The following is a 20,828-nucleotide window of genomic DNA, read 5'->3' on the forward strand; positions in this document are numbered from 1 at the left end:
AAAGATGGGGTTTTCTATCCGGGGAAATTCATGTACATGGATATGGTTTGGTTGAAGATTTAGGGTTTAGTGTGAAGCGTGTAGCGCTTATGAAGGAGATTCACGGTCAATTTATCAATTGAAAAACAAGCAGATTACACCTCATGCAGTATGGGCCATTGGTGCTTTTATGTCGGATGTGAATTTGCATTATAGCATAGTGAAATCTAATGTACTTGCAGCAAGGGCAGTAGGGGTGATCGGGGCAAAACGTCTAGGGAATCAGGCAGATCGCAAAGACAGCAGAGTGCAGAATATTTTGCGGAAGAGAATGAGTGTACCTAAAAAAGGGGGCTGCAAGGTGGAAAAAACTCAACCAAAACGTACTTGGATCATTGTGTTCATTTCTTGTTTTCTTGGGCTTGTAGTAGATGGGATGGACTTACAATTGCTGGCATTGTCTCTTCCTAGTTTAATGGATGAATTCCAGATTGATAAATCAACTGCGGGGCTCCTCAGCACATGGTCCTTAATAGGCATGGCCGTCGGAGGGATCCTGGGTGGGTGGTTATCGGACCGATTTGGACGGGTAAGGATGGCAACTTGGATGATGGTCATCTTTTCTGTCGGTACCGCATTACTTGGCTTCGTACAAACATATGAGCAATTTTTAGTTATCCGTTTCTTTTCTGCTATCGGGATAGGAGCCGAATATTCAATCATCACGATGCTGATGGCTGAATATGTACCGACAAAAAGAAGGACGACTATATTGGGTACATTACAAGCAGCCTACTCAGTAGGGTATTTAGTCGCAGCCCTATTAGCTGGTGCCATTCTGCCGATTTATGGTTGGAGACCATTGTATTTTATATCGGTCCTGCCAGTGCTTTTGGCGATTTATATCCGATTCAAAATTCCTGAACCTCAAGGCTGGAAGGAAGAAAAGCAGAAAAACAAAGGAATCAAGAAAAATGAATGGCTCACGATTTTTAAAGAACCAAAAACAAGGGCTATATTTCTATTTTGGATTCTCACTTCCACTTTTTTGCAGTTTGGCTATTATGGCGTAGGAACTTGGTTACCAACGTATATTGTAGACGATTTAGGCTTCGATTTTAAAAAGATGACAGGTTATCTTGTTGGGACATATACAGCCATGATTTTTGGCAAAATCCTTGCAGGATGGCTAGCGGATAGAATAGGTCGTCGTGCGGTGTATATCATTGGTGGCTTATCCACGGCCATTTTCTTGCCGGTCATCATTTTGTACCACACACCAGCCAATATTATCGTTTTACTTACGATACTTGGATTCCTATATGGGGCGCCATATGGGGTTAATTCAACGTATATGAGTGAGAGTTTCCCAACACATATTCGTGGCACCGCTGTAGGGGGCGCGTATAACATCGGGCGATTTGGAGCAGCGATAGCCCCTATTAGCATCGGGATCATTGCCGAATCCGAATCGATTGGATTTGGCTTGGCTACACTTGGTATTGCTTATGCACTAGCCGGAATTATACCTGCACTATTTATCCGGGAAAAAATGTATGATCCTTATGATAATAAATCAGATGGTTCCATAAAACAAAACGAAAGCGCTTCTGGTAACCATTCTGCTTGAGTAGAACGGACAAACCTATAAATATCCCCAAGAGCCAAGAATGAACTCTCTTATCCTTACCCCATTCGTACATATACGAATGGGGCGTTTTTGCTTAGAAATTTCCCATTCGTAGTTTCCATTATTATCATATACGCTTTCTGATTTCCCTCGAGTCAGCGTAAAAATCGTCTGGAAGGAAGCCGACCTGATTCTCATTAATCTAGAACAATCAGCTATTATTACCCTGACTATTATATAAGAGAATATTTGCCATCGGGAGATGTTTCTTCTGATGGCAAATGCCCGTTAGAAGCCTCCGCTTATCAAAGAACGACCCATCCACTCCGTAAATAAACAAGCCCAACAAATTAACAAACCCTCAATACCCCATATACTAAAAACTTCATTTGCACTCAACGCCTTACCCCTTATTGTGAAAATGTAACGTACCTGATGTGGAAAGTGAAAAATGGTTATTCTTTTATAAACGTGACTAATTCACAAAAAACGTTGACATAATCCAAACAAATTAATATTATGTTTATTATATTATAAACTTTATAAGGAAGTGTTTGTTTAATGCAAGATGCAGATATGTTTTGGAGTGCATCCCAAGATGAGCTAAAACAGGGCTATATCCAAGATGAGAATCAGTTTATTTGTTTGCTGTGCGGACATACAGTTCAAAAGGGGATCGTATACCCAAAAGATGGGACTCTTTATGAAGCAGAGAGGTATATGCGTATTCATATCGAAAATGTACATCAATCGGTATTCGAATACTTGATTGATCTCGATAAGAAATTAACAGGTCTCACAGATCATCAGAATCGCCTACTTCGCCTTTTTTATCAAGGTAAGAACGATGCTGAGGTGCAAGAGGAAATGGGGATTGGAAGTTCTTCTACTATTCGGAACCATCGCTTTGTATTAAAGGAGAAAGAGCGTCAAGCTAAGTTATTCTTAGCCATGATGGAACTTCTAAAAGATAAAGATAAACATGCGCCGGCATTTGTCCCTCTTCATCAAAATGCAAGGATGGTCGATGATCGTTATAACGTTACTAAGGAAGAAAAGATGGCCGTACTGAAAAAATATTTCCCTGAAGGCAGTCAGGATGCATTAAAGTCTTTCCCGCCAAAGGAAAAACAGAGGCTAATCATTCTCCAAGAAATTACGAACCGCTTTGAAAATGAGCGGAATTACGAAGAAAAAGAAATCAATCAAATATTGGGCGCCATCTATCATGATCATGTTCTATTAAGAAGATATTTAATAGAATATGGGTTCTTGGATAGAAAGCAAGATGGGAGCCAATATTGGCTGAAGAAATAGACAGGAGGCAATCGATATGGATCGTAAAAAAGAATTGAAGCAATTATATAAGGAAACGAAAGTGGAAGCGGGTGTATACCAAATAAGAAATACGATAAATAATAAAGTGTTTATCGGCAGCACCAGAAATCTAAAGACGTTGAAGGGAAAGCAATTTGAATTGGAAATGGGAACGAACACGAATAAAGTGCTGCAAGATGAGTGGAATCAATATGGGAAAGAGGCTTTTTCTTTTGAGGTACTTGAGGTATTAAAGCCGAAAGAAACAGGTTTTTTCGATAGTAAACGGGAATTGAAAAAACTTGAAGAAGTGTGGGTGGAAAAAATACAGCCATTTGAAGAACGGGGATATAATCGAGTGAAATTGAACTGACATATAGGAAGTTTAGCTTTCAGTTTATAAGATTGCAGAAGACAATATAGGTTCATCCAACACTCCCCGCATTAACACGTCTCGTTTCGGAAATGGAATAAATAAGGAATTATTGAAGCGGATGATAATATATTTAAGTGTTTACGACTAGGGGGTGCGGGGATGGAAAATGGAGATGAATATGTAAGAGCGAAAAAAAGGGTGGAAAACCTTAAGGCCTTCTACATTCATCTAACGGTATATTTATTGGTGAATATCATGTTTTTTGTCATGAATTTATTAACGGATCCTGGTTATTGGTGGTTCCTTTATCCTCTTGGAGGGTGGGGGATCGGAGTTTTGGTACACGGCATAACGACTTTTGCACACGGAAGCTTCGGGGCCAAGTGGGAAGAAAGAAAGATAAAAGAATACATGGAAAAGAATAAAAAGAACAGCTGATATATGGATACGTTCGACTTGGGAGTCATTTATGGCTCCTTTTTTTGCGTGTGAAGATCAGTAAGTTACCATTAGAGGATCTCTTTGGATAGATAATTAGAGGATCTCACTTGTTGTTAGTTTTTAAATGGTTTAAGCTATTAGTGAGGGATCCGGATTTTGATGATCGAAACTGTTATTGACCAAGGGGGGAACCCTTAAAGGACCTTCACTAAATAATTTATTTTAGGAGTTGCAAATGAAAAAGATAGGATGGACCATAACGGGGATAGGGACAATCATTGCATTGGGCGCCCTGCTTTATCCTTTTAATGTTATTGATAAAATACAATGTATATATCTATTGCTTGGCGGTGCGGGATTAATGTTTGTCGGTTCCATGGTCAGGGCACTTACGTTCCTTAAGCGATAAAAGATGATGATTAAAATGATTGAATCTAAAACGGTAAATGCAAGGTGATATCATGGAGAAAAATCAATTGAAATATGCGCAGCAGCATCTTGCTAATGAACGAACCTTTTTGGCGTGGATAAGAACGGTGATTGCCATAGTGGGGGTTGGTTTTCTAACGACGAGCCTGCACTTTACGATTGGGGTGCATCGGGATGCCCGGATTGACTTGATCAGTATCATACTGGGCATATTTGCATGTGGTTTGGGTCTTGTGATTACAGTTCTGGCGACGTTCAGTTATCTACAGAAGAAGCGGCAAATCAATGAAGAGACCTTCCAGCCCTCCGGTGGGCAGGTCGTTCTTATCGCTGTCTTTATGGTCATACTGTTATCAATGATCATTTTATATTTTCTTTTTTTATAAAAGGTTAACATTCTGCCCTACATGATATAGGGCAGTTTTTTTAGTTTCTTCTATATATATTTATTCTTACATCATTGCGGGAACATTTCTTCCATTATCGAAATGTTATTTACAAACAGAGGTTTGAAAAACTCTAAAATAAGAAGAATCTTGTAACAATATTCTCTTCCATTTTATGAGGTATAGGATCATTCTACCTCAATGATCCTTGGTTTTGCAGGAAAGATGACATCCTTGTATAAGGTATGTGTTCATTTTGTATAAGTAGTAATAAGCGATAGAGAATTCTTCGTCATCCATTTGACTTCAGGAGCGGCCTTTCATTTGTAAGTAAACTTCACATCACAACAGTAATGAAGGCAATAACAAATGCTGATGGTTCAAGTCAATGAAAATGGCGGAAAACGGGGGGGATAAAGTAACCCGTTCATAGCAATGCTTTCGTTAGAGGGTGTTACCACCATTCAATCTTGATCAAGTTTTAAATCTTTGTTTAATTTCCATTTTGTGAGATATGATAAAAGGGAATGAAAAGGAGGTCAATAAGATGGTGGATATAAAAAAAGGTGAAAGTTCTTTTTTTGTCGAAGAATCTGGCGAGAAACTTGCAGAAATCACATTCTTTAAATCAGGTGAAGATGAAATCACAGTCGACCATACTGTTGTTTCTGACAAGCTCCGCGGGCAGAAGGTAGGAAATGCCCTTGTTGAAAGGATAATAGGGTTTGCACGCGAGGAAAAACTGAAAATTGTTCCGGTATGTTCATTCGTTCAAAAACAGTTTGAAAAAAATACAGAATATGAGGATGTCTTGGCTAAATGAATGAAAGGGGTGTACACAGAGGGGATGGAGATATTCACTGGTGTTCACCCCTTTTTGCATGATTGAGATAATAAAGGGTAATTGTGTATAGAGGTGTTAAGGTCGAACGCCATTTATTATTTAGCCCCTTTCCGCCAAAGGCATTGCTTGCATTAAATATTGGGGAGGTGCTTGTATGGCTATTAACCTACAACTGCTATTGAATCTTGGCAAAGGAAAATGTGGGCAGCAGTTTGAAACAGGTCGTGCACGGGAATGAGGCTAAGTTTTATTTCAAGAGTAAATAATGCCAGCGAACTCTTTTCACATAGGAGATTGACAGTGAAAAATGAAACTGTAAAGGAAAATGCATGATTCCTCATAGAAAAAACATCTTCTACAAGTCGTGTAAGTGGGGTTTCTGATAAATGCATTTTTTATAAACTTATAATTTAAAATGCAGGATCTGTTATTTTTAAAAATTAATAATTGAAATAACTTTTTTTATAGAATGTGGTAATGGTAGGTATGTAAGCGTATACACCAAATCTCGCAATTTAGAATTATCAAAAAATTCTCAAAAACCTGTTGACTACTACTTGAAATACGCGTAAGATAATCACAAATACAAGACATCAAACATAAACGTTTCGAAAAAATATGAATAATGCGAAAAACATTGAAGAGGATAAGTAGTCTTTTTACAAGGCATTCACAGAGAGCCGGGTTGCTGAGAGCCGGTATTGTCCCGAAAGATGAACTCACCTTGGAGTTTCAGCTTGAACGTTAACTAGTAGAGCTGAACGGGTGCGTACCAGTACCCGTTACCAAAACAGAGAATAGTGTAGGCTATTCAAAGTGCGCATGGATTTTCATGCGAAAAAGGGTGGTACCGTGGAGTGGCTCATCAAGCCTTTTCACCCCTTTAACTTGCCGAGTGCAAGTACATTTGGGGTGGGAAGGCTTTTTTGTATGCATAAAAAGCTGAAAATTCCGAATCTTACAAAAACAATTGAATGAGAAAGTGAAGGAGGTCTTTACGAAAATGACACAAAAATCAGTGGTAGCTGATCGGAAAAGTGGAAAGACACATTATAGTGGTGCCGAATTCCTGCTGGATGCACTAAAAAAGGAAAATGTTGAAGTCATCTTTGGTTATCCTGGCGGTTCGGTATTGCCGATTTATGACAAGCTTTATAGCTCAGAGCTTTTTCATATTTTGACAAGACATGAACAAGGTGCAATCCATGCAGCGGAAGGATACGCCAGGATCACCGGCAAACCGGGGGTGGTCATCGTCACATCCGGCCCCGGTGCAACGAACATCGTTACCGGTTTAGCGGATGCAATGATCGACTCTTTGCCACTTGTCGTTATTTCGGGTCAGGTCTCTACCAGTGTAATTGGTTCAGATGCTTTCCAAGAGGCTGATGTACTGGGGATTACTACCCCGATTACCAAACATAACTATCAGGTAAGAAAGCCGGAAGACCTCCCGCGCATTATAAAAGAAGCTTTTTATATCGCTTCAAGCGGCCGGCCTGGTCCAGTATTAATCGATATTCCCAAAGATATGGCGATCTTGGAAGGTGTATCGACGGATGCGGAGCCGAAAATGGATCTTCCGGGTTATCAGCCGACGACTAAGCCCAATTACTTACAAATCAGAAAGCTTGTTGAAGCAGTAAGCGGAGCAAAAAAACCGGTCATCCTCGCAGGGGCAGGTGTCCTGCATGCAAAGGCAGCCCACTTATTAAAGGACTACGTCGAGCAGCAAGGCATTCCTGTCGTCCACACCCTATTGGGGCTAGGAGGTTTTCCTGCGGAACATCCGCTCTTTATCGGAATGGGTGGTATGCATGGTTGTTTTGCAGCAAACATGGCGTTATCGAAATGTGATTTATTAATCAATATCGGTGCCAGGTTCGATGACCGATTGACTGGGAATCTAGCAAAGTTCGCACAGCATGCAACGGTAGCCCATATCGATATCGATCCAGCAGAAATCGGTAAAAATGTACCGACGAAAATTCCAGTTGTCGGCAGTGCGAAGGAAGCATTGAAGGAGTTGATCGCTCAAAACGGCAAGAAGCCTGAAATTGAAGAATGGACTACACAGCTGACCAAATGGAATGAAGAGTTCCCATTACGTTATACACATGAAGAAGGTGTGCTGAAACCTCAGCGGGTCATCCAGATGCTTCATGAAAAAACGAATGGGGAAGCCATTGTTACGACGGATGTAGGACAGCATCAAATGTGGGCAGCGCAATACTATCCGTTTAACAAACCGAATTCATGGGTCACTTCCGGTGGACTTGGGACGATGGGCTTTGGGTTACCTTCGGCTCTCGGAGCGCAACTGGCGGATCCGAAGGCGACGGTGCTTTCCATATCGGGAGATGGAGGATTCCAGATGTGCCTTCAAGAACTTTCGGTCATTGCCGAAATGAATCTGCCGATCAAAATCATCATCGTCAACAATGGGGCACTCGGAATGGTAAGGCAATGGCAGGAACTTTTTCATGATAATCGTTTTTCACACAGTATTTTTCAATCACATCCAGATTTCGTGAAATTGGCTGATGCATATGGAATTCCTGGATACAAAGTGACAACGGAGGAAGAAGCAAGCGACTGCCTCGACGTTGCGTTAGCGACCGATGGTCCAGTGTTAATTGATTTCCGTGTTAAGCAAAAGGAAAATGTCTTTCCGATGGTGGCACAAGGAAAAGGGCTTGATGAAATGGAAGGAGTTTAATCAATGAAGGGAATTCTTAGCCTCACCGTGAACAACCGGCCAGGCGTCCTCAATCGGATAACGAACCTGTTCACAAAAAGAAATTATAACATTGAAAGCATGACTGTCGGACCATCCGAACAGGAAGGCATTTCAAGGATGACCTTCGTGGTCGATGTTGACGACGAAGCAGTTGTTGAACAAATCACAAAGCAATTGAACAAGCAGATCGAAGTTTTGAAAGTGCATGATATTACGAATCAAACGATTGTGGCGAGGGAACTTGCACTCATTAAAATATTGGTGACTACACAGTCCCGAGCCGAGATTTATTCGGTCATTGAACCCTTCCGTGCTTCCGTAATTGATGTCAGTAAAGATAGCCTGACAGTTCAAATCACAGGGGAATCCGATAAAATTGAAGCCTTCATTGAACTGATTAAGCCGTATGGCATAAAGGAGTTGGCAAGGACAGGGACAGCCGCCATCGCGCGCGGAATGCAAATAGCACCCGCTAAGAGTGCGACAATCGTATAAAACAAAAACAAAAAAACAAAGAAACAAAAAAACAAAAACAATGAAAAGAAAAGGGAGATGTAATTATTATGGCAAAAGTATATTATAACGCAGAAGCAAACGAGAATTTTTTCAACAATAAAAAGGTAGCGGTTATCGGATATGGTTCACAAGGACACGCACACGCCCAAAATCTACGTGACAGCGGTGTAGACGTAATCATCGGAATCAGGAAAGGTAAATCCTTCGATAAAGCTGTAGAAGACGGCTTCAATGTATACACAGTTAAAGAAGCGGCTGAACAGGCAGATGTAATCATGAACCTATTACCGGATGAAACTCAACCGAAAGTATACCAAGAAGAAATCAAACCGGTATTGCGTGCAGGTCAAGCGTTAATGTTCGCGCACGGATTCAACATCCATTTCAATCAAATCGTTCCGCCAGCAGACGTAGATGTATTGTTAGTGGCTCCAAAAGGTCCTGGACATCTTGTTCGCCGTACATACGAACAAGGTGCAGGGGTACCGGCATTGTTTGCCATCTATCAAAATGTTACGGGTGAAGCGAGAGAATTGGCCCTAGCGTATGCTCGGGGAATCGGAGCTTTAAGAGCTGGCGGATTGGAAACAACATTCCAAGAAGAAACGGAAACAGATCTATTTGGAGAGCAAGCTGTACTTTGCGGCGGATTAACTTCTCTTGTGAAAGCTGGTTTCGAAACCTTGACAGAAGCTGGATACCAACCGGAAGTAGCATATTTCGAGTGTTTACATGAACTTAAATTAATCATCGACCTTATGTATGAAGGCGGAATGGAAAACATGCGCTATTCCATTTCTGACACAGCTCAATGGGGAGATTTCGTTTCTGGACCACGCGTTGTAACGGAAACTACGAAAGAGGCCATGAAAGCCATCTTGAAAGATATCCAAGACGGTGAGTTCGCTAAAGGATGGATCTTGGAAAACCAAGCGAATCGTCCAGTTTTCAATGCAATCAATAATCGTGAAAACAAGCATCAAATCGAAGTGGTGGGCCGTGAATTAAGAAAAATGATGCCATTCGTAAAACCTCAGCAAACAGAGAAAGAAGTGGTAGCCGTTGCGAAAAATTAATATATTTGAGACGACACTTCGAGATGGGGAGCAATCCGCCGGTGTGAATTTGAATTTTACTGAAAAACTTGAAATTGCTTATCAGCTTGAAAGATTGGGTGTTGATATAATCGAAGCCGGTTTTCCGGCAGCATCCAAAGGGGATTTCAACTCCGTACAGGAAATCGCGCGCAAAATTAAAAACAGCTCTGTTACAGGGCTGGCGCGTGCTTTAAAAGGGGATATTGATGCAGCTTGGGAATCATTAAGAATCGGGGCAGAACCAAGATTGCATACGTTCATCGCCACGTCTCCCATTCATCGTGAATATAAGCTGAAGATGTCGAAGCAACAAGTGATAGAAAAGTCCGTCGAGATGGTTAAGTACGGGGCAGCGCGTTTTCCGATCGTCCAATGGTCTGCAGAAGATGCGAGCCGAACCGAGCTTGACTACTTGGCTGAAATCGTTGAAGCGGTCATCCAAGCTGGTGCCAAGGTCATTAATATTCCGGATACAGTAGGTTATGCCGCTCCAATCGAATACGGCAACATTTTCCGATACCTTCGTGAAAATGTTCCTTCTATTGATAAGGTAAGCTTATCTGCACATTGTCATGACGATCTTGGGATGGCAACGGCCAATTCATTAGCTGCCATCGAAGGCGGGGCTACACAAGTCGAAGGAACAATCAACGGCATTGGTGAGCGTGCAGGAAACGTGGCACTTGAAGAAGTGGCCATGGCACTCTATATCCGTAAAGATTTCTATCAAGCAAAAACGGACCTTGTATTGAATGAAATTAAAAGAACCAGTGATTTGGTCAGTCGTCTTACCGGAATGCAGGTTCCTGCTAATAAAGCCATAATTGGTGCCAATGCTTACGCACATGAATCTGGCATTCACCAGGATGGCGTGTTAAAAGAAAAAACGACATACGAAATCATATCACCTGAACTTGTCGGTGTAGCTTCCAATTCACTCGTTTTAGGCAAACATTCAGGGCGCCATGCTTTCAAAGAAAGATTGCAAGAGTTGAATTTTTCGGTAACGGACGAGGAAATGAACTCATTATTCGTTCAATTCAAGGAGTTGGCTGATAATAAAAAGACCATGACTGATGAAGATATCGTGGCACTAGTGCTTGAAGAGAAAGCGACGGATATCAGTTTCTATGACCTGGTTTCTTTCCAGATTTCTCACGGTACACATCAGACGGCGACCGCGACGGTTACACTGAAAAAAGGCGATAATGAAGAAATTCAGGAAGCGGCTACAGGAGCAGGAAGTGTTGAGGCTCTATATAACACACTTGAAAGGTGTTTGGGCAGCGAAATCAACTTGCAGGACTATCGAATCCAATCGGTTGGTGGCGGAATGGATGCCCTTGCTCAAGTTTTTGTGAAAATTGATTATAACGGTGTGGAAACAAGCGGCCGAGGTCTTGATCAGGACGTCTTGGAAGCATCCGCCAAAGCATATTTGAACGCGGTGAACCGTGTGATCATTATGAAGGAACTAGAAGTAAAAGCAGTATTACAATAGGAAGGGGAGATTTCGATGAAAAGGAATATTGCGGTGCTTCAAGGAGATGGCATCGGGAAAGAAGTAACAAGAGGCGCTGTAGAAATCCTCGAGGCCGTTGCCCAAAGATATGGACACGATTTTGAATTTCAATATGGTGAGATTGGCGGCGGTGCCATCGATAACACGGGATCGCCCCTGCCGGATGAAACCGTGGAGATTTGTAAAAACAGCGATGCGGTATTATTAGGGGCTGTTGGGGGACCAAAGTGGGATAATCACCCTGCGCACCTAAGACCGGAACGAGGTTTGTTGAAAATCCGAAAAGATTTGAATCTTTATGCTAACATCCGTCCAATCAGCTATTATTCCAGCTTATCGGAATCTTCTCCTCTTAAAAAGGAATTCATTGAAGATGTGGATTTCGTGATTGTCCGGGAACTAACTGGCGGCCTTTATTTCGGAAAGCCAAGTGAGCGAGTGGAAAGAGAAGGGAAAGAAGCGGTTGTTGATACTCTTTTCTATCAGAAAAGTGAAATGAAACGCATCATTGAACTTGCGTTTAAATTAGCATCCGATCGCAAGAAAAAAGTAACATCCGTAGATAAAGCGAATGTTCTTGAATCCAGCAGGATGTGGCGTGAAACGGCTGAAGAAATCGCTAAGGACTATCCGGATGTGACGCTTGAACACATGCTGGTGGATAATGCAGCGATGCAGCTGATTAAAAACCCGAAACAATTTGATATTATCGTAACGGAGAATATGTTTGGTGATATTTTAAGCGATGAAGCGTCCGTTTTGACAGGTTCGCTTGGAATGCTTCCTTCCGCCTCGATATCAACGGAAGGGCCTAATTTATATGAACCGATTCATGGCTCTGCGCCGGATATTGCGGGGAAAAACTTAGCTAATCCGATTGGGACCATTTTATCGGCGGCGTCCATGCTGCGTTTATCCTTTGGCTTGGAGGATGAGGCACATGCCGTTGAGCAGGCTGTGGAAACGGTCCTTGAATACGGCTTGAGAACAGGTGATATCGCAAATGGGCAACCGAATATTACGTCTACTTCAGAGATGATTGCGGAAATAAAAGCCAATCTTTTAGACCAGGAAGCCATTTCCAACATCATGGGTGCTTACGCATAAACTTCTTTCACGGCCTAACATTAGGCCGTGTTTTTTAAAAAAATATAAGATTAATCGAGGTGGATACGGATGGGAAAGTCGATAATAGAGAAAATATGGGATCGTCATATTGTAAATGAAGAGGAAAATAAACCGGATTTATTATATATAGACCTTCAATATATACATGAAGTGACCTCTCCGCAAGCATTTGAAGGATTGAGATTAAAAGGACGCAAAGTCAGGAGGCCGGACCGTACATTTGCGACTATGGATCATAATGTACCGACCGTTAATCGTTATTTCATCGAGGATGATATTGCAAGGAAACAATTAGAGGCACTTGACCAAAACTGTAAGGAGTTCGGTATTCGTCTTGCTGATTTAGACAGCCCGGAACAAGGGATCGTACACGTAATCGGACCGGAATTAGGACTTACGCAGCCAGGAATGACCATTGTCTGTGGTGACAGTCATACTTCGACACATGGAGCATTTGGATCGATTGCATTTGGAATCGGTACGAGTGAGGTCGAGCATGTCTTGGCCACGCAATCATTATGGCAAACAAAACCCAAAACTTTGAAGCTTGAGGTTAACGGTAAACTAGGTCACGGCGTGATGGCGAAAGATGTCATTTTATATGTCATTTCTAAATTCGGTGTCGATTTCGGCACGGGATACATCATTGAATACTGTGGGGAAGTTTTCAGGGAAATGTCAATGGAGGAGAGAATGACCGTCTGCAATATGTCGATTGAAGGCGGTGCAAGAGCTGGACTGGTAGCTCCGGATGAAACAACTTTCTCTTATTTAAAAGGTCGTAAATATGTGCCAAAAGGAGAGGAGTTCGAACAATGTGTTCAGGATTGGAAGTTACTTTCGAGTGATGAAGATGCTGTGTATGACCAAGAAATCATTCTTGATGGCAGTTTGATTTCACCAATGGTCAGCTGGGGCACAAATCCTGGAATGGCCAGTGGGGTGGACGGTAAAGTACCGACCTTTGCAGAAGATATCATAGATTCAAAGGAACTGAATCGTGCACTTGAATATATGGGTCTTGAGGAAGGCATGCCAATCACGGAAATTCCCGTTCAGCATGTATTCATAGGGTCCTGTACGAATTCCCGGATCGAAGACTTACGGCAGGCGGCAGAAATGATTGAAGGCCAAGAAGTACAAAAAGGAGTCAGGGCGATGGTCGTTCCCGGTTCACAGAGCGTTAAAAGGCAAGCGGAAGATGAAGGCTTGGATGAGATTTTCAAATCTGCGGGCTTTGAATGGCGTGAATCAGGTTGCAGCATGTGCTTGAGTATGAACCCAGATGCGGTACCATCCGGCGAGCATTGTGCTTCCACGAGTAATCGGAACTTTGAAGGCAGGCAAGGAGCTGGTGCAAGGACGCACTTAGTCAGTCCTGCAATGGCCGCTGCTGCAGCCATTTATGGGAAATTTGTCGATATTAGAAATTTGAAAAAGTCTGAACAAGTCCATTAAAAATACGAATTAACTGGAGGTGCAGAGAATGGAACCCATTACGATATATAAAGGAAGAGCGGCGGCACTTGACCGTAAAAACGTAGATACCGACCAAATCATTCCAAAGCAATTTTTAAAACGAATTGAGCGAAGCGGATTTGGGGAATTTTTATTTTATAACTGGCGTTTTGATGAAAATGGTAAAGAACGTCCTGATTTTGAATTGAATCAGCCCCATAATCAAAACACGTCCATTTTAATAGCAGGTGAAAATTTCGGCTGCGGTTCTTCCCGTGAACATGCTCCATGGTCATTGAAAGACTATGGATTCGATATTGTCATCGCACCGTCTTTTGCTGATATTTTTAAAAGTAATTGCATGAAAAATGGCATGGTCCCCATGGCTTTAACCCAGGCGGAGGTAAAATATTTAATGGAAAGGGTGTCGTCACTTGACTATGAGCTGACGATCGATCTTCCCAATCAAACATTGAAAGATGATCAAGGGTTTGAAACAAGCTTTGAAATCCATCCATATTGGAAGGAAATGCTCGTTAAAGGCTGGGATGAAATTTCCATAACCCTTCAATATGATAAAGAGATTACAGCCTATGAGTCACAAAAAAAGGTTATTTCAAGTATTTAATTGTTGAAGGATATTTTCCCGTTTTCCTTTCTTATTTGAGGGGGTGCGGGATTTTTTTTTAGGTGAGGGAAGCCGGAAAGTAGTCAGGGATGGGCTCATCCATCCCTATAAATTTTTGTGTTTCTTCCTATTACATGCTAAACTGTTTTTCAAAAAGCGAACGGTGAGGCGGAAAATAGGATGGATAATGAGAACAACCAAAAGAAGGCCGGAGAAACCAAGATTATCGCCTTTCCGAATCTCGGTGAAAGGTTGATTGTAAAAGGGTTGGATGAGCTTGGAAACAGAAACTTCAAAGTTGCTGCACAGCTTTTTACCCAAGCGAGGGAGTATGAGCCCGAAAATGATGAAGTTTGCATGGGGCTAGTGGTCTCGCTTGTCGAACTTGAGTATTATGAGGAGTCAAAAGAATTGTGTAAAGAGATGCTGAATAAAGGCATCGGTGACTATTTTCAGCTTATCAATATCTATTTGATGGTACTGCTTCAATTAGGTGAGCATCAGGAAATGGTCGCGACGATCGAACTGCTATTTGAAGAGAGCCAAATTCCCTTTGATAAAGAGGAACATTTCGAAAAGATGCTTCAGTTCAGCAAACGGGCACTTGAGGAAAAAAAAGATGAAGAAGACAGACAAAATCAGCAGATTGCAGAGGAATTGCAAGAGGATGATCTTTTTGTAGGTAAAACGGATAATGAAATGTTCTTGGTCATTTCAAAACTTACGAATATCAATATTCGACCATTTATCCCGCAAATCGAACAATTTCTACAAAAGGATGATGGGCATCCGTTCTTTAAAACGATGCTGCTTATCATTCTTATTGACCAGGAATATAACGAAGAAGTGGCATTGAGGAAATTCAATCAATCGAAATCTGTCATACCAAGGGAATTAGAAAGTTTGAAGGAGACGGCCTTTTATAAGAAGGTTACGGGCCTGGCAGAAGAGGAATTAAGTCAGGAAAACCCGAGCTTATATGAAATGGTGCATAGCTTGATCGAACGGCATTCCTTTCTATTATATCCTTTTGAACCAGAGCCAGAAAGCTTGCCAGGATGGGCAGCTGCCTACCATGCCTTAGCTGAAGAATACATGGCTGGAGAAGTTTCCGGGATGGACATCGCGGATATTTACCATGCTGATGAGGAAGCCGTTGCGGATATTCTATCCTATTTAAAAGAAATTGAGGAAATTTCTTATCCCATTATTTAACCTATTGCTGTTGTAACAGAATAAACCTGTGGTATAATGTAGTGGTTGTAATGTATAATCGTCTAAATTTGACGATTTCCCAATAATTTTGTTGGGGTTATATGAAGGATGACTTGTTAACACTTGCAAAGCATATTCATCCAATGCTTATTATTGAAGTATATAGATTTTTTGGAGGGAAACACATGTCTGTAAAATGGGAAAAACAAGAAGGTAATCAAGGCGTACTAACAATTGAAGTTGACGTTGCAAAAGTAAACGAAGGTTTAGACGAAGCTTTCAAAAAAGTTGTAAAACAAGTAAATGTACCTGGCTTCCGTAAAGGGAAAATGCCACGTCAAATGTTCGAAAAAAAATTCGGCGTTGAATCACTTTACCAAGATGCGCTTGATATCATTCTTCCAGATGCTTATGCAAATGCTGTCGAAGAAGCTGGAATTCAGCCTGTAGATCGTCCAGAAATCGACATCGAAAAAATGGAAAAAGGCGAAAACCTAATCTTCACTGCAACTGTAACAGTTAAACCGGAAGTTAAATTAGGAGATTACAAGGGTGTTGAAGTTGAAAAATTCAACACTGAAGTAACTGACGAAGATGTTGAAAATGAATTGAAAACTTTACAAGAGCGTCAAGCTGAGCTTGTTGTTAAAGAAGAAGGACAAGCTGCTGAAGGCGATACAGTTGTTCTTGACTTTGAAGGATTCGTTGATGGTGAAGCATTCGAAGGCGGAGCTAGCGAAAATCATTCATTGGAAATCGGTTCAAATTCTTTCATTCCAGGATTTGAAGAGCAACTTGTTGGTCTTGAAACTGGCGCTGAAAAAGATATCGAAGTTGCTTTCCCTGAAGAATACCATGCTGCTGAACTTGCAGGTAAACCAGCTGTATTCAAAGTGAAAATTCACGAAATCAAAACAAAACAACTTCCTGAGCTTGATGATGAGTTCGCGAAAGATGTTGACGACGAAGTGGAAACTTTGGCTGAACTGAAAGAAAAAACAAAACACAAATTAGAGCATGACAAAAAACACGAAGAAGAAAACTTCGTACAAAATACTGTAATTGGTAAAGCTGTTGAAGGTGCAGAGATGGACGTTCCTGAAGCAATGATTTCAAACGAAGTGGACCGTATGATGAATGAGTTCTCTCAACGCATTCAATCTCAAGGACTTAATTTGGAACTTTACTACCAATTCTCAGGTCAAGACGAAGAAGCTTTAAAAGCACAAATGAAAGAAGAAGCTGAAGGACAAGTTCGTACGAGCCTAACTCTTGAAGCAATCGCTGAAGTTGAAAAACTTGAAGCAACTGACGAAGATGTTGAAGCTGAACTTGGACAAATGGCTACAATGTACAACATGGAAGTTGAAGCGATCAAACAAGCTCTTGGAAACTTAGATGGAATCAAAGGCGATCTTAAAATTAAGAAAGCGATTGACTTCTTGGTAGAAAACAGCAAAACAGTTGAAGCAAAATAATTTTTTATAAGTAAGCAGATTTAAATATTACCTTAAAAAAACAAGGCGCGAGTAATCGTGCCTTGTTTTATACATATTGAGAATTAGTGAAAATTTCAATTATCAGTTATTTCCTGATTGATTTTTTTTGGATTTCGGTGTAGATTAGTTCTAATACCGCATATACATATTTATACAGCGAATCCTAATTTTAAAAATCAAAAGTTTTGGGCATACTGGTAAAGGGCAAATACATATTGATTGATTATTGTACTTATTTAACAACTCGGACGCGTGAGCATTTTTGTTACTAAACTTCCAAGAACATGATAAAATGCAAAACATACTAGGGAATTTTGGAATGCTTAAGTAGATGTGTGCCTAGTTTTTTTTTTCATTACGATTGGGTACCGCTATGTAATAGAGTTGGAAGAGTATTTAAAGGGGTGAACGTTCATGTTTAAATTTAATGATGAAAAAGGACAGTTAAAATGTTCTTTTTGCGGTAAAACACAAGAACAAGTTCGTAAACTGGTTGCTGGTCCAGGTGTATATATTTGTGACGAGTGTATCGAGCTTTGTACGGAGATCGTCGAAGAAGAACTGGGTACTGATGAAGAAGTAGAATTCAGAGATGTGCCAAAACCTATGGAAATCCGTGAAATTCTTGACGAATATGTGATTGGACAAGAACAGGCGAAGAAGTCTTTGGCTGTTGCAGTTTACAATCATTATAAACGTATCAATTCCAATAGCAAAGTCGATGATGTGGAGCTTTCTAAGAGTAACATCGCCCTAATCGGACCGACGGGAAGCGGGAAAACCCTTCTTGCGCAAACATTGGCGCGTTTACTGAATGTTCCTTTTGCCATTGCTGATGCGACCTCATTGACGGAAGCTGGATATGTAGGGGAAGATGTGGAAAACATCCTTCTTAAATTGATTCAAGCGGCTGATTATGATGTGGAAAAAGCGGAAAAAGGCATCATTTATATTGATGAAATCGATAAAGTTGCCCGTAAATCGGAAAATCCTTCGATTACACGTGACGTGTCTGGTGAAGGTGTGCAACAAGCTTTATTGAAAATTCTTGAAGGAACGGTTGCAAGTGTTCCGCCACAAGGTGGACGTAAGCATCCACATCAAGAATTCATCCAAATTGATACGACCAATATTTTGTTCATCTGTGGCGGTGCCTTTGATGGCATCGAACCAATCATCAAACGCCGTCTTGGTCAAAAAGTCATTGGTTTTGGCTCTGACGTGAAAAAGGATGACATTGCAGAAAAAGAATTGCTTTCCAAAGTCCTTCCTGAAGATTTGCTTCGTTTCGGATTAATCCCTGAATTTATCGGACGTCTTCCGGTAATTGCCACACTTGAGCAATTGGATGAAGCAGCTTTGATTGAAATTCTGACACAACCGAAAAATGCTCTTGTTAAACAATATCAAAAATTGCTTGAGCTTGACGATGTTGAATTGGAATTCGAACCGGAAGCGCTAAGTGAAATTGCTAAAAAAGCAATTGAACGTAAAACTGGTGCACGTGGACTGCGTTCCATTATTGAAGGGATCATTTTAGAAGTGATGTTCGATTTACCATCACGTGATGATGTCGCAAAATGTGTTATCACAGGCAGCACAATTTCGAAAAATGAATCTCCAAAGCTCGTCCTTAAAGACGGTACAACTATCAAAGGACAAGAAAAGAAAACATCTGCTTAATTTATAAGAAAAAGTAAGACTGCCAGTTCATCCTGGCAGTCTTTTTATGTTTACTGAAAAAAATGTTGTTCTTTAGGTTAAAAACCCCAAAATTTACAACCTGAATTTCTTGGATAAATTCGCCCTTCCCAAGGAGATACTAACAGAAATGACAAACTAGGAGAGTGCAGGAGGGAATACGATGAATTGGACAGGATTGGCGTTGTTTATCCAGCTTTTTTTTGGGATTATAATTGGATTGTATTTTTTGAACTTATTGAAAGGCCAGCGGACACAAAAAGTTTCCATTGACCGCGACTCAAGAAAGGAAATGGACCAATTAAGTAAGATGAGATCCATTTCATTAACAGAGCCATTGGCGGAAAAAGTAAGACCAAGTACATTTAATGAAATCATCGGTCAAGAAGATGGCATTAAATCTTTAAAGGCGGCCTTATGTGGGCCAAATCCCCAGCATGTGATTGTTTACGGTCCTCCAGGTGTAGGAAAAACAGCAGCGGCCAGACTTGTTTTGGAAGAGGCTAAGAAGAATGGTAAGTCACCATTTAAGAATTCGGCCGTGTTTGTTGAATTGGATGCCACTACAGCTAGATTCGATGAGCGGGGAATTGCCGATCCGCTGATTGGTTCGGTGCATGATCCGATCTATCAAGGGGCCGGGGCGATGGGACAAGCCGGCATTCCGCAGCCAAAGCAAGGTGCTGTCAGCAATGCTCATGGCGGCGTGCTGTTCATAGATGAAATAGGGGAGCTTCATCCAATACAGATGAATAAACTGTTAAAGGTATTGGAGGATCGTAAGGTCTTTTTGGAAAGTGCCTACTATCAAGAGGAAAATCAAAATATTCCCACTCACATCCATGATATTTTTAAAAATGGACTTCCGGCTGATTTTCGCTTGATTGGAGCCACAACCAGAACGCCCAATGAAATCGCACCTGCGATTCGCTCAAGGTGCATAGAAGTGTTTTTCCGTGAACTTGATCGGGAAGAAATCATCAAGGTGGCTAAAAACGCATCCGATAAAGTGGGAATCACCATCAGTGAAAAAGGCTTGCAGTCGATTTCGGATTATGCCCGAAATGGCAGGGAAGCTGTCAACATGATTCAAACCCTTGCAGGTATATCCATTAATGAGAACAGGACTTTTATTAGAGAAGAAGATATTGATTGGATGGCACATAGCAGCCAGCTGACGCAAAGAATGGATAAGAAAATAGAATCTGATTCCAAAATAGGCCTTGTCAATGGTCTTGCAGTCTATGGTCCCAATTCCGGGGCATTGCTAGAAATCGAGGTTACCGTCATGGCCGCTTCTAATGAGAAGGGTTCAATAAATATTACCGGCATCGTCGAAGAGGAGAGCATTGGCGGAGGGAACGGAAAATCGATTCGCCGCAAGAGCATGGCAAAAGGTTCGGTTGAAAATGTAATTACGGTTCTACGGTCGATGGGAGTACCTGCCGATCAATTCGATATCCATGTCAACTTCCCGGGCGGCAGTCCTGTAGATGGCCCTTCTGCGGGAATTGCGATGGCTACTGGCATTTACTCGGCCATTTATAAAATCCCTGTTGATCATACATTGGCGATGACTGGAGAAATCTCCATTCATGGCGGTGTTAAACCGATTGGCGGAGTCATCCCGAAAATCAAGGCCGCAAAACTGGCCGGGGCAAAAAAAGTAATTATTCCAGTCGATAACATACAGCCGCTGCTATCTGAAATCAAGGATATAGAAATCATTCCCGTTTCGAATGTGAAAGAAGTGCTCGATCAGGCACTGAAAAAGGAAATGATGACGGAACAAATCCTCACGTCCTTGGACCTATCAAAAAAAGAAAGCGTATAAAGGAAAATGCCCCGGCTTAATACAACCGGGGTATTTTTAGGACCATAATGTACGACTTGCATAAACCGAACGAAAAAATAAACACATG

At 41.3% G+C, this 20,828-nt stretch carries 18 protein-coding genes and 1 other annotated feature; all 18 genes read left to right on the forward strand.

Going from position 1 to position 20,828, the window contains the following annotated elements; translation table 11 throughout:
- The first annotated feature begins 118 nt into the window (after window positions 1–118).
- The 18 genes from LQ203_RS01165 (at window position 119) to lonB (ending at window position 20,740) form a co-directional block, all read left to right on the forward strand.
- Window positions 119–1,609, forward strand: coding sequence for an MFS transporter (locus LQ203_RS01165; protein WP_230154869.1), 1,491 nt, complete (start codon window positions 119–121; stop codon window positions 1,607–1,609).
- A gap of 561 nt (window positions 1,610–2,170) precedes the next feature.
- On the forward strand, window positions 2,171–2,926 hold the full coding sequence (locus tag LQ203_RS01170; protein ID WP_230154871.1) for a DUF2087 domain-containing protein: 756 nt from the start codon (window positions 2,171–2,173) through the stop codon (window positions 2,924–2,926).
- 16 nt (window positions 2,927–2,942) lie between these two features.
- Window positions 2,943–3,299 (forward strand): GIY-YIG nuclease family protein, encoded by a 357-nt coding sequence (locus LQ203_RS01175; RefSeq protein WP_230154873.1) that lies wholly within the window; start codon window positions 2,943–2,945, stop codon window positions 3,297–3,299.
- 162 nt (window positions 3,300–3,461) lie between these two features.
- The gene (locus LQ203_RS01180) at window positions 3,462–3,740 is read left to right on the forward strand and encodes a 2TM domain-containing protein (RefSeq protein ID WP_230154874.1); all 279 of its coding nucleotides are present in this window, start codon (window positions 3,462–3,464) and stop codon (window positions 3,738–3,740) included.
- A gap of 238 nt (window positions 3,741–3,978) precedes the next feature.
- Window positions 3,979–4,152, forward strand: a complete 174-nt coding sequence (locus LQ203_RS01185) for a hypothetical protein (RefSeq protein ID WP_230154876.1) — start codon at window positions 3,979–3,981, stop codon at window positions 4,150–4,152.
- A 52-nt stretch (window positions 4,153–4,204) separates the two neighbouring features.
- Window positions 4,205–4,558, forward strand: a complete 354-nt coding sequence (locus tag LQ203_RS01190) for a DUF202 domain-containing protein (protein WP_230154877.1) — start codon at window positions 4,205–4,207, stop codon at window positions 4,556–4,558.
- A gap of 547 nt (window positions 4,559–5,105) precedes the next feature.
- The gene (locus tag LQ203_RS01195) at window positions 5,106–5,381 is read left to right on the forward strand and encodes a GNAT family N-acetyltransferase (protein ID WP_230154878.1); all 276 of its coding nucleotides are present in this window, start codon (window positions 5,106–5,108) and stop codon (window positions 5,379–5,381) included.
- A 649-nt stretch (window positions 5,382–6,030) separates the two neighbouring features.
- Window positions 6,031–6,288: a binding site (T-box leader), on the forward strand.
- Between the two features lie 117 nt (window positions 6,289–6,405).
- A complete protein-coding gene (gene ilvB, locus LQ203_RS01200) occupies window positions 6,406–8,121 on the forward strand; it encodes an acetolactate synthase large subunit (protein WP_230154879.1) in 1,716 nt (571 codons plus the stop codon).
- Window positions 8,122–8,124: 3 nt separating this feature from the next.
- On the forward strand, window positions 8,125–8,637 hold the full coding sequence (gene ilvN, locus LQ203_RS01205) for an acetolactate synthase small subunit (RefSeq protein ID WP_230154880.1): 513 nt from the start codon (window positions 8,125–8,127) through the stop codon (window positions 8,635–8,637).
- Between the two features lie 68 nt (window positions 8,638–8,705).
- A complete protein-coding gene (gene ilvC / locus LQ203_RS01210) occupies window positions 8,706–9,734 on the forward strand; it encodes a ketol-acid reductoisomerase (protein WP_230154882.1) in 1,029 nt (342 codons plus the stop codon).
- A complete protein-coding gene (locus tag LQ203_RS01215; protein WP_230154884.1) occupies window positions 9,721–11,256 on the forward strand; it encodes a 2-isopropylmalate synthase in 1,536 nt (511 codons plus the stop codon). The genes ilvC and LQ203_RS01215 overlap by 14 nt, the downstream gene beginning before the upstream one ends.
- 15 nt (window positions 11,257–11,271) lie before the next feature.
- Window positions 11,272–12,384, forward strand: coding sequence for a 3-isopropylmalate dehydrogenase (leuB, locus tag LQ203_RS01220; RefSeq protein WP_230154886.1), 1,113 nt, complete (start codon window positions 11,272–11,274; stop codon window positions 12,382–12,384).
- Window positions 12,385–12,453: 69 nt separating this feature from the next.
- On the forward strand, window positions 12,454–13,863 hold the full coding sequence (leuC, locus tag LQ203_RS01225; RefSeq protein WP_230154888.1) for a 3-isopropylmalate dehydratase large subunit: 1,410 nt from the start codon (window positions 12,454–12,456) through the stop codon (window positions 13,861–13,863).
- 28 nt (window positions 13,864–13,891) lie between these two features.
- A complete protein-coding gene (leuD, locus tag LQ203_RS01230; protein WP_230154889.1) occupies window positions 13,892–14,491 on the forward strand; it encodes a 3-isopropylmalate dehydratase small subunit in 600 nt (199 codons plus the stop codon).
- A gap of 180 nt (window positions 14,492–14,671) precedes the next feature.
- Window positions 14,672–15,706, forward strand: a complete 1,035-nt coding sequence (locus LQ203_RS01235) for a tetratricopeptide repeat protein (protein ID WP_230154891.1) — start codon at window positions 14,672–14,674, stop codon at window positions 15,704–15,706.
- A 185-nt stretch (window positions 15,707–15,891) separates the two neighbouring features.
- Window positions 15,892–17,184: a trigger factor gene (gene tig, locus LQ203_RS01240; RefSeq protein ID WP_230154893.1), complete on the forward strand. Its 1,293-nt coding sequence runs from the start codon at window positions 15,892–15,894 to the stop codon at window positions 17,182–17,184.
- Window positions 17,185–17,619: 435 nt separating this feature from the next.
- A complete protein-coding gene (clpX, locus tag LQ203_RS01245) occupies window positions 17,620–18,888 on the forward strand; it encodes an ATP-dependent protease ATP-binding subunit ClpX (RefSeq protein ID WP_230154895.1) in 1,269 nt (422 codons plus the stop codon).
- Between the two features lie 181 nt (window positions 18,889–19,069).
- On the forward strand, window positions 19,070–20,740 hold the full coding sequence (lonB, locus tag LQ203_RS01250; RefSeq protein ID WP_230154898.1) for an ATP-dependent protease LonB: 1,671 nt from the start codon (window positions 19,070–19,072) through the stop codon (window positions 20,738–20,740).
- Window positions 20,741–20,828: the final 88 nt, after the last annotated feature.

Source organism: Peribacillus sp. Bi96 (genome assembly GCF_918698115.1).
In the GTDB taxonomy this organism is placed as follows: Bacteria; Bacillota; Bacilli; order Bacillales; family DSM-1321; genus Peribacillus.

Excerpts from the sequence above, each read along its gene's own strand:
- LQ203_RS01170 (WP_230154871.1), top strand. The coding sequence starts at position 2,171 with ATGCAAGATGCAGATATGTTTTGGAGTGCATCCCAAGATGAGCTAAAA.
- LQ203_RS01185 (WP_230154876.1), top strand. The coding sequence starts at position 3,979 with ATGAAAAAGATAGGATGGACCATAACGGGGATAGGGACAATCATTGCA.
- ilvC (WP_230154882.1), top strand. The coding sequence starts at position 8,706 with ATGGCAAAAGTATATTATAACGCAGAAGCAAACGAGAATTTTTTCAAC.
- ilvN (WP_230154880.1), top strand. The coding sequence starts at position 8,125 with ATGAAGGGAATTCTTAGCCTCACCGTGAACAACCGGCCAGGCGTCCTC.
- LQ203_RS01180 (WP_230154874.1), top strand. The coding sequence starts at position 3,462 with ATGGAAAATGGAGATGAATATGTAAGAGCGAAAAAAAGGGTGGAAAAC.
- LQ203_RS01195 (WP_230154878.1), top strand. The coding sequence starts at position 5,106 with ATGGTGGATATAAAAAAAGGTGAAAGTTCTTTTTTTGTCGAAGAATCT.
- leuB (WP_230154886.1), top strand. The coding sequence starts at position 11,272 with ATGAAAAGGAATATTGCGGTGCTTCAAGGAGATGGCATCGGGAAAGAA.
- lonB (WP_230154898.1), top strand. The coding sequence starts at position 19,070 with ATGAATTGGACAGGATTGGCGTTGTTTATCCAGCTTTTTTTTGGGATT.
- LQ203_RS01235 (WP_230154891.1), top strand. The coding sequence starts at position 14,672 with ATGGATAATGAGAACAACCAAAAGAAGGCCGGAGAAACCAAGATTATC.
- LQ203_RS01175 (WP_230154873.1), top strand. The coding sequence starts at position 2,943 with ATGGATCGTAAAAAAGAATTGAAGCAATTATATAAGGAAACGAAAGTG.
- clpX (WP_230154895.1), top strand. The coding sequence starts at position 17,620 with ATGTTTAAATTTAATGATGAAAAAGGACAGTTAAAATGTTCTTTTTGC.
- leuC (WP_230154888.1), top strand. The coding sequence starts at position 12,454 with ATGGGAAAGTCGATAATAGAGAAAATATGGGATCGTCATATTGTAAAT.
- ilvB (WP_230154879.1), top strand. The coding sequence starts at position 6,406 with ATGACACAAAAATCAGTGGTAGCTGATCGGAAAAGTGGAAAGACACAT.
- tig (WP_230154893.1), top strand. The coding sequence starts at position 15,892 with ATGTCTGTAAAATGGGAAAAACAAGAAGGTAATCAAGGCGTACTAACA.
- LQ203_RS01190 (WP_230154877.1), top strand. The coding sequence starts at position 4,205 with ATGGAGAAAAATCAATTGAAATATGCGCAGCAGCATCTTGCTAATGAA.
- leuD (WP_230154889.1), top strand. The coding sequence starts at position 13,892 with ATGGAACCCATTACGATATATAAAGGAAGAGCGGCGGCACTTGACCGT.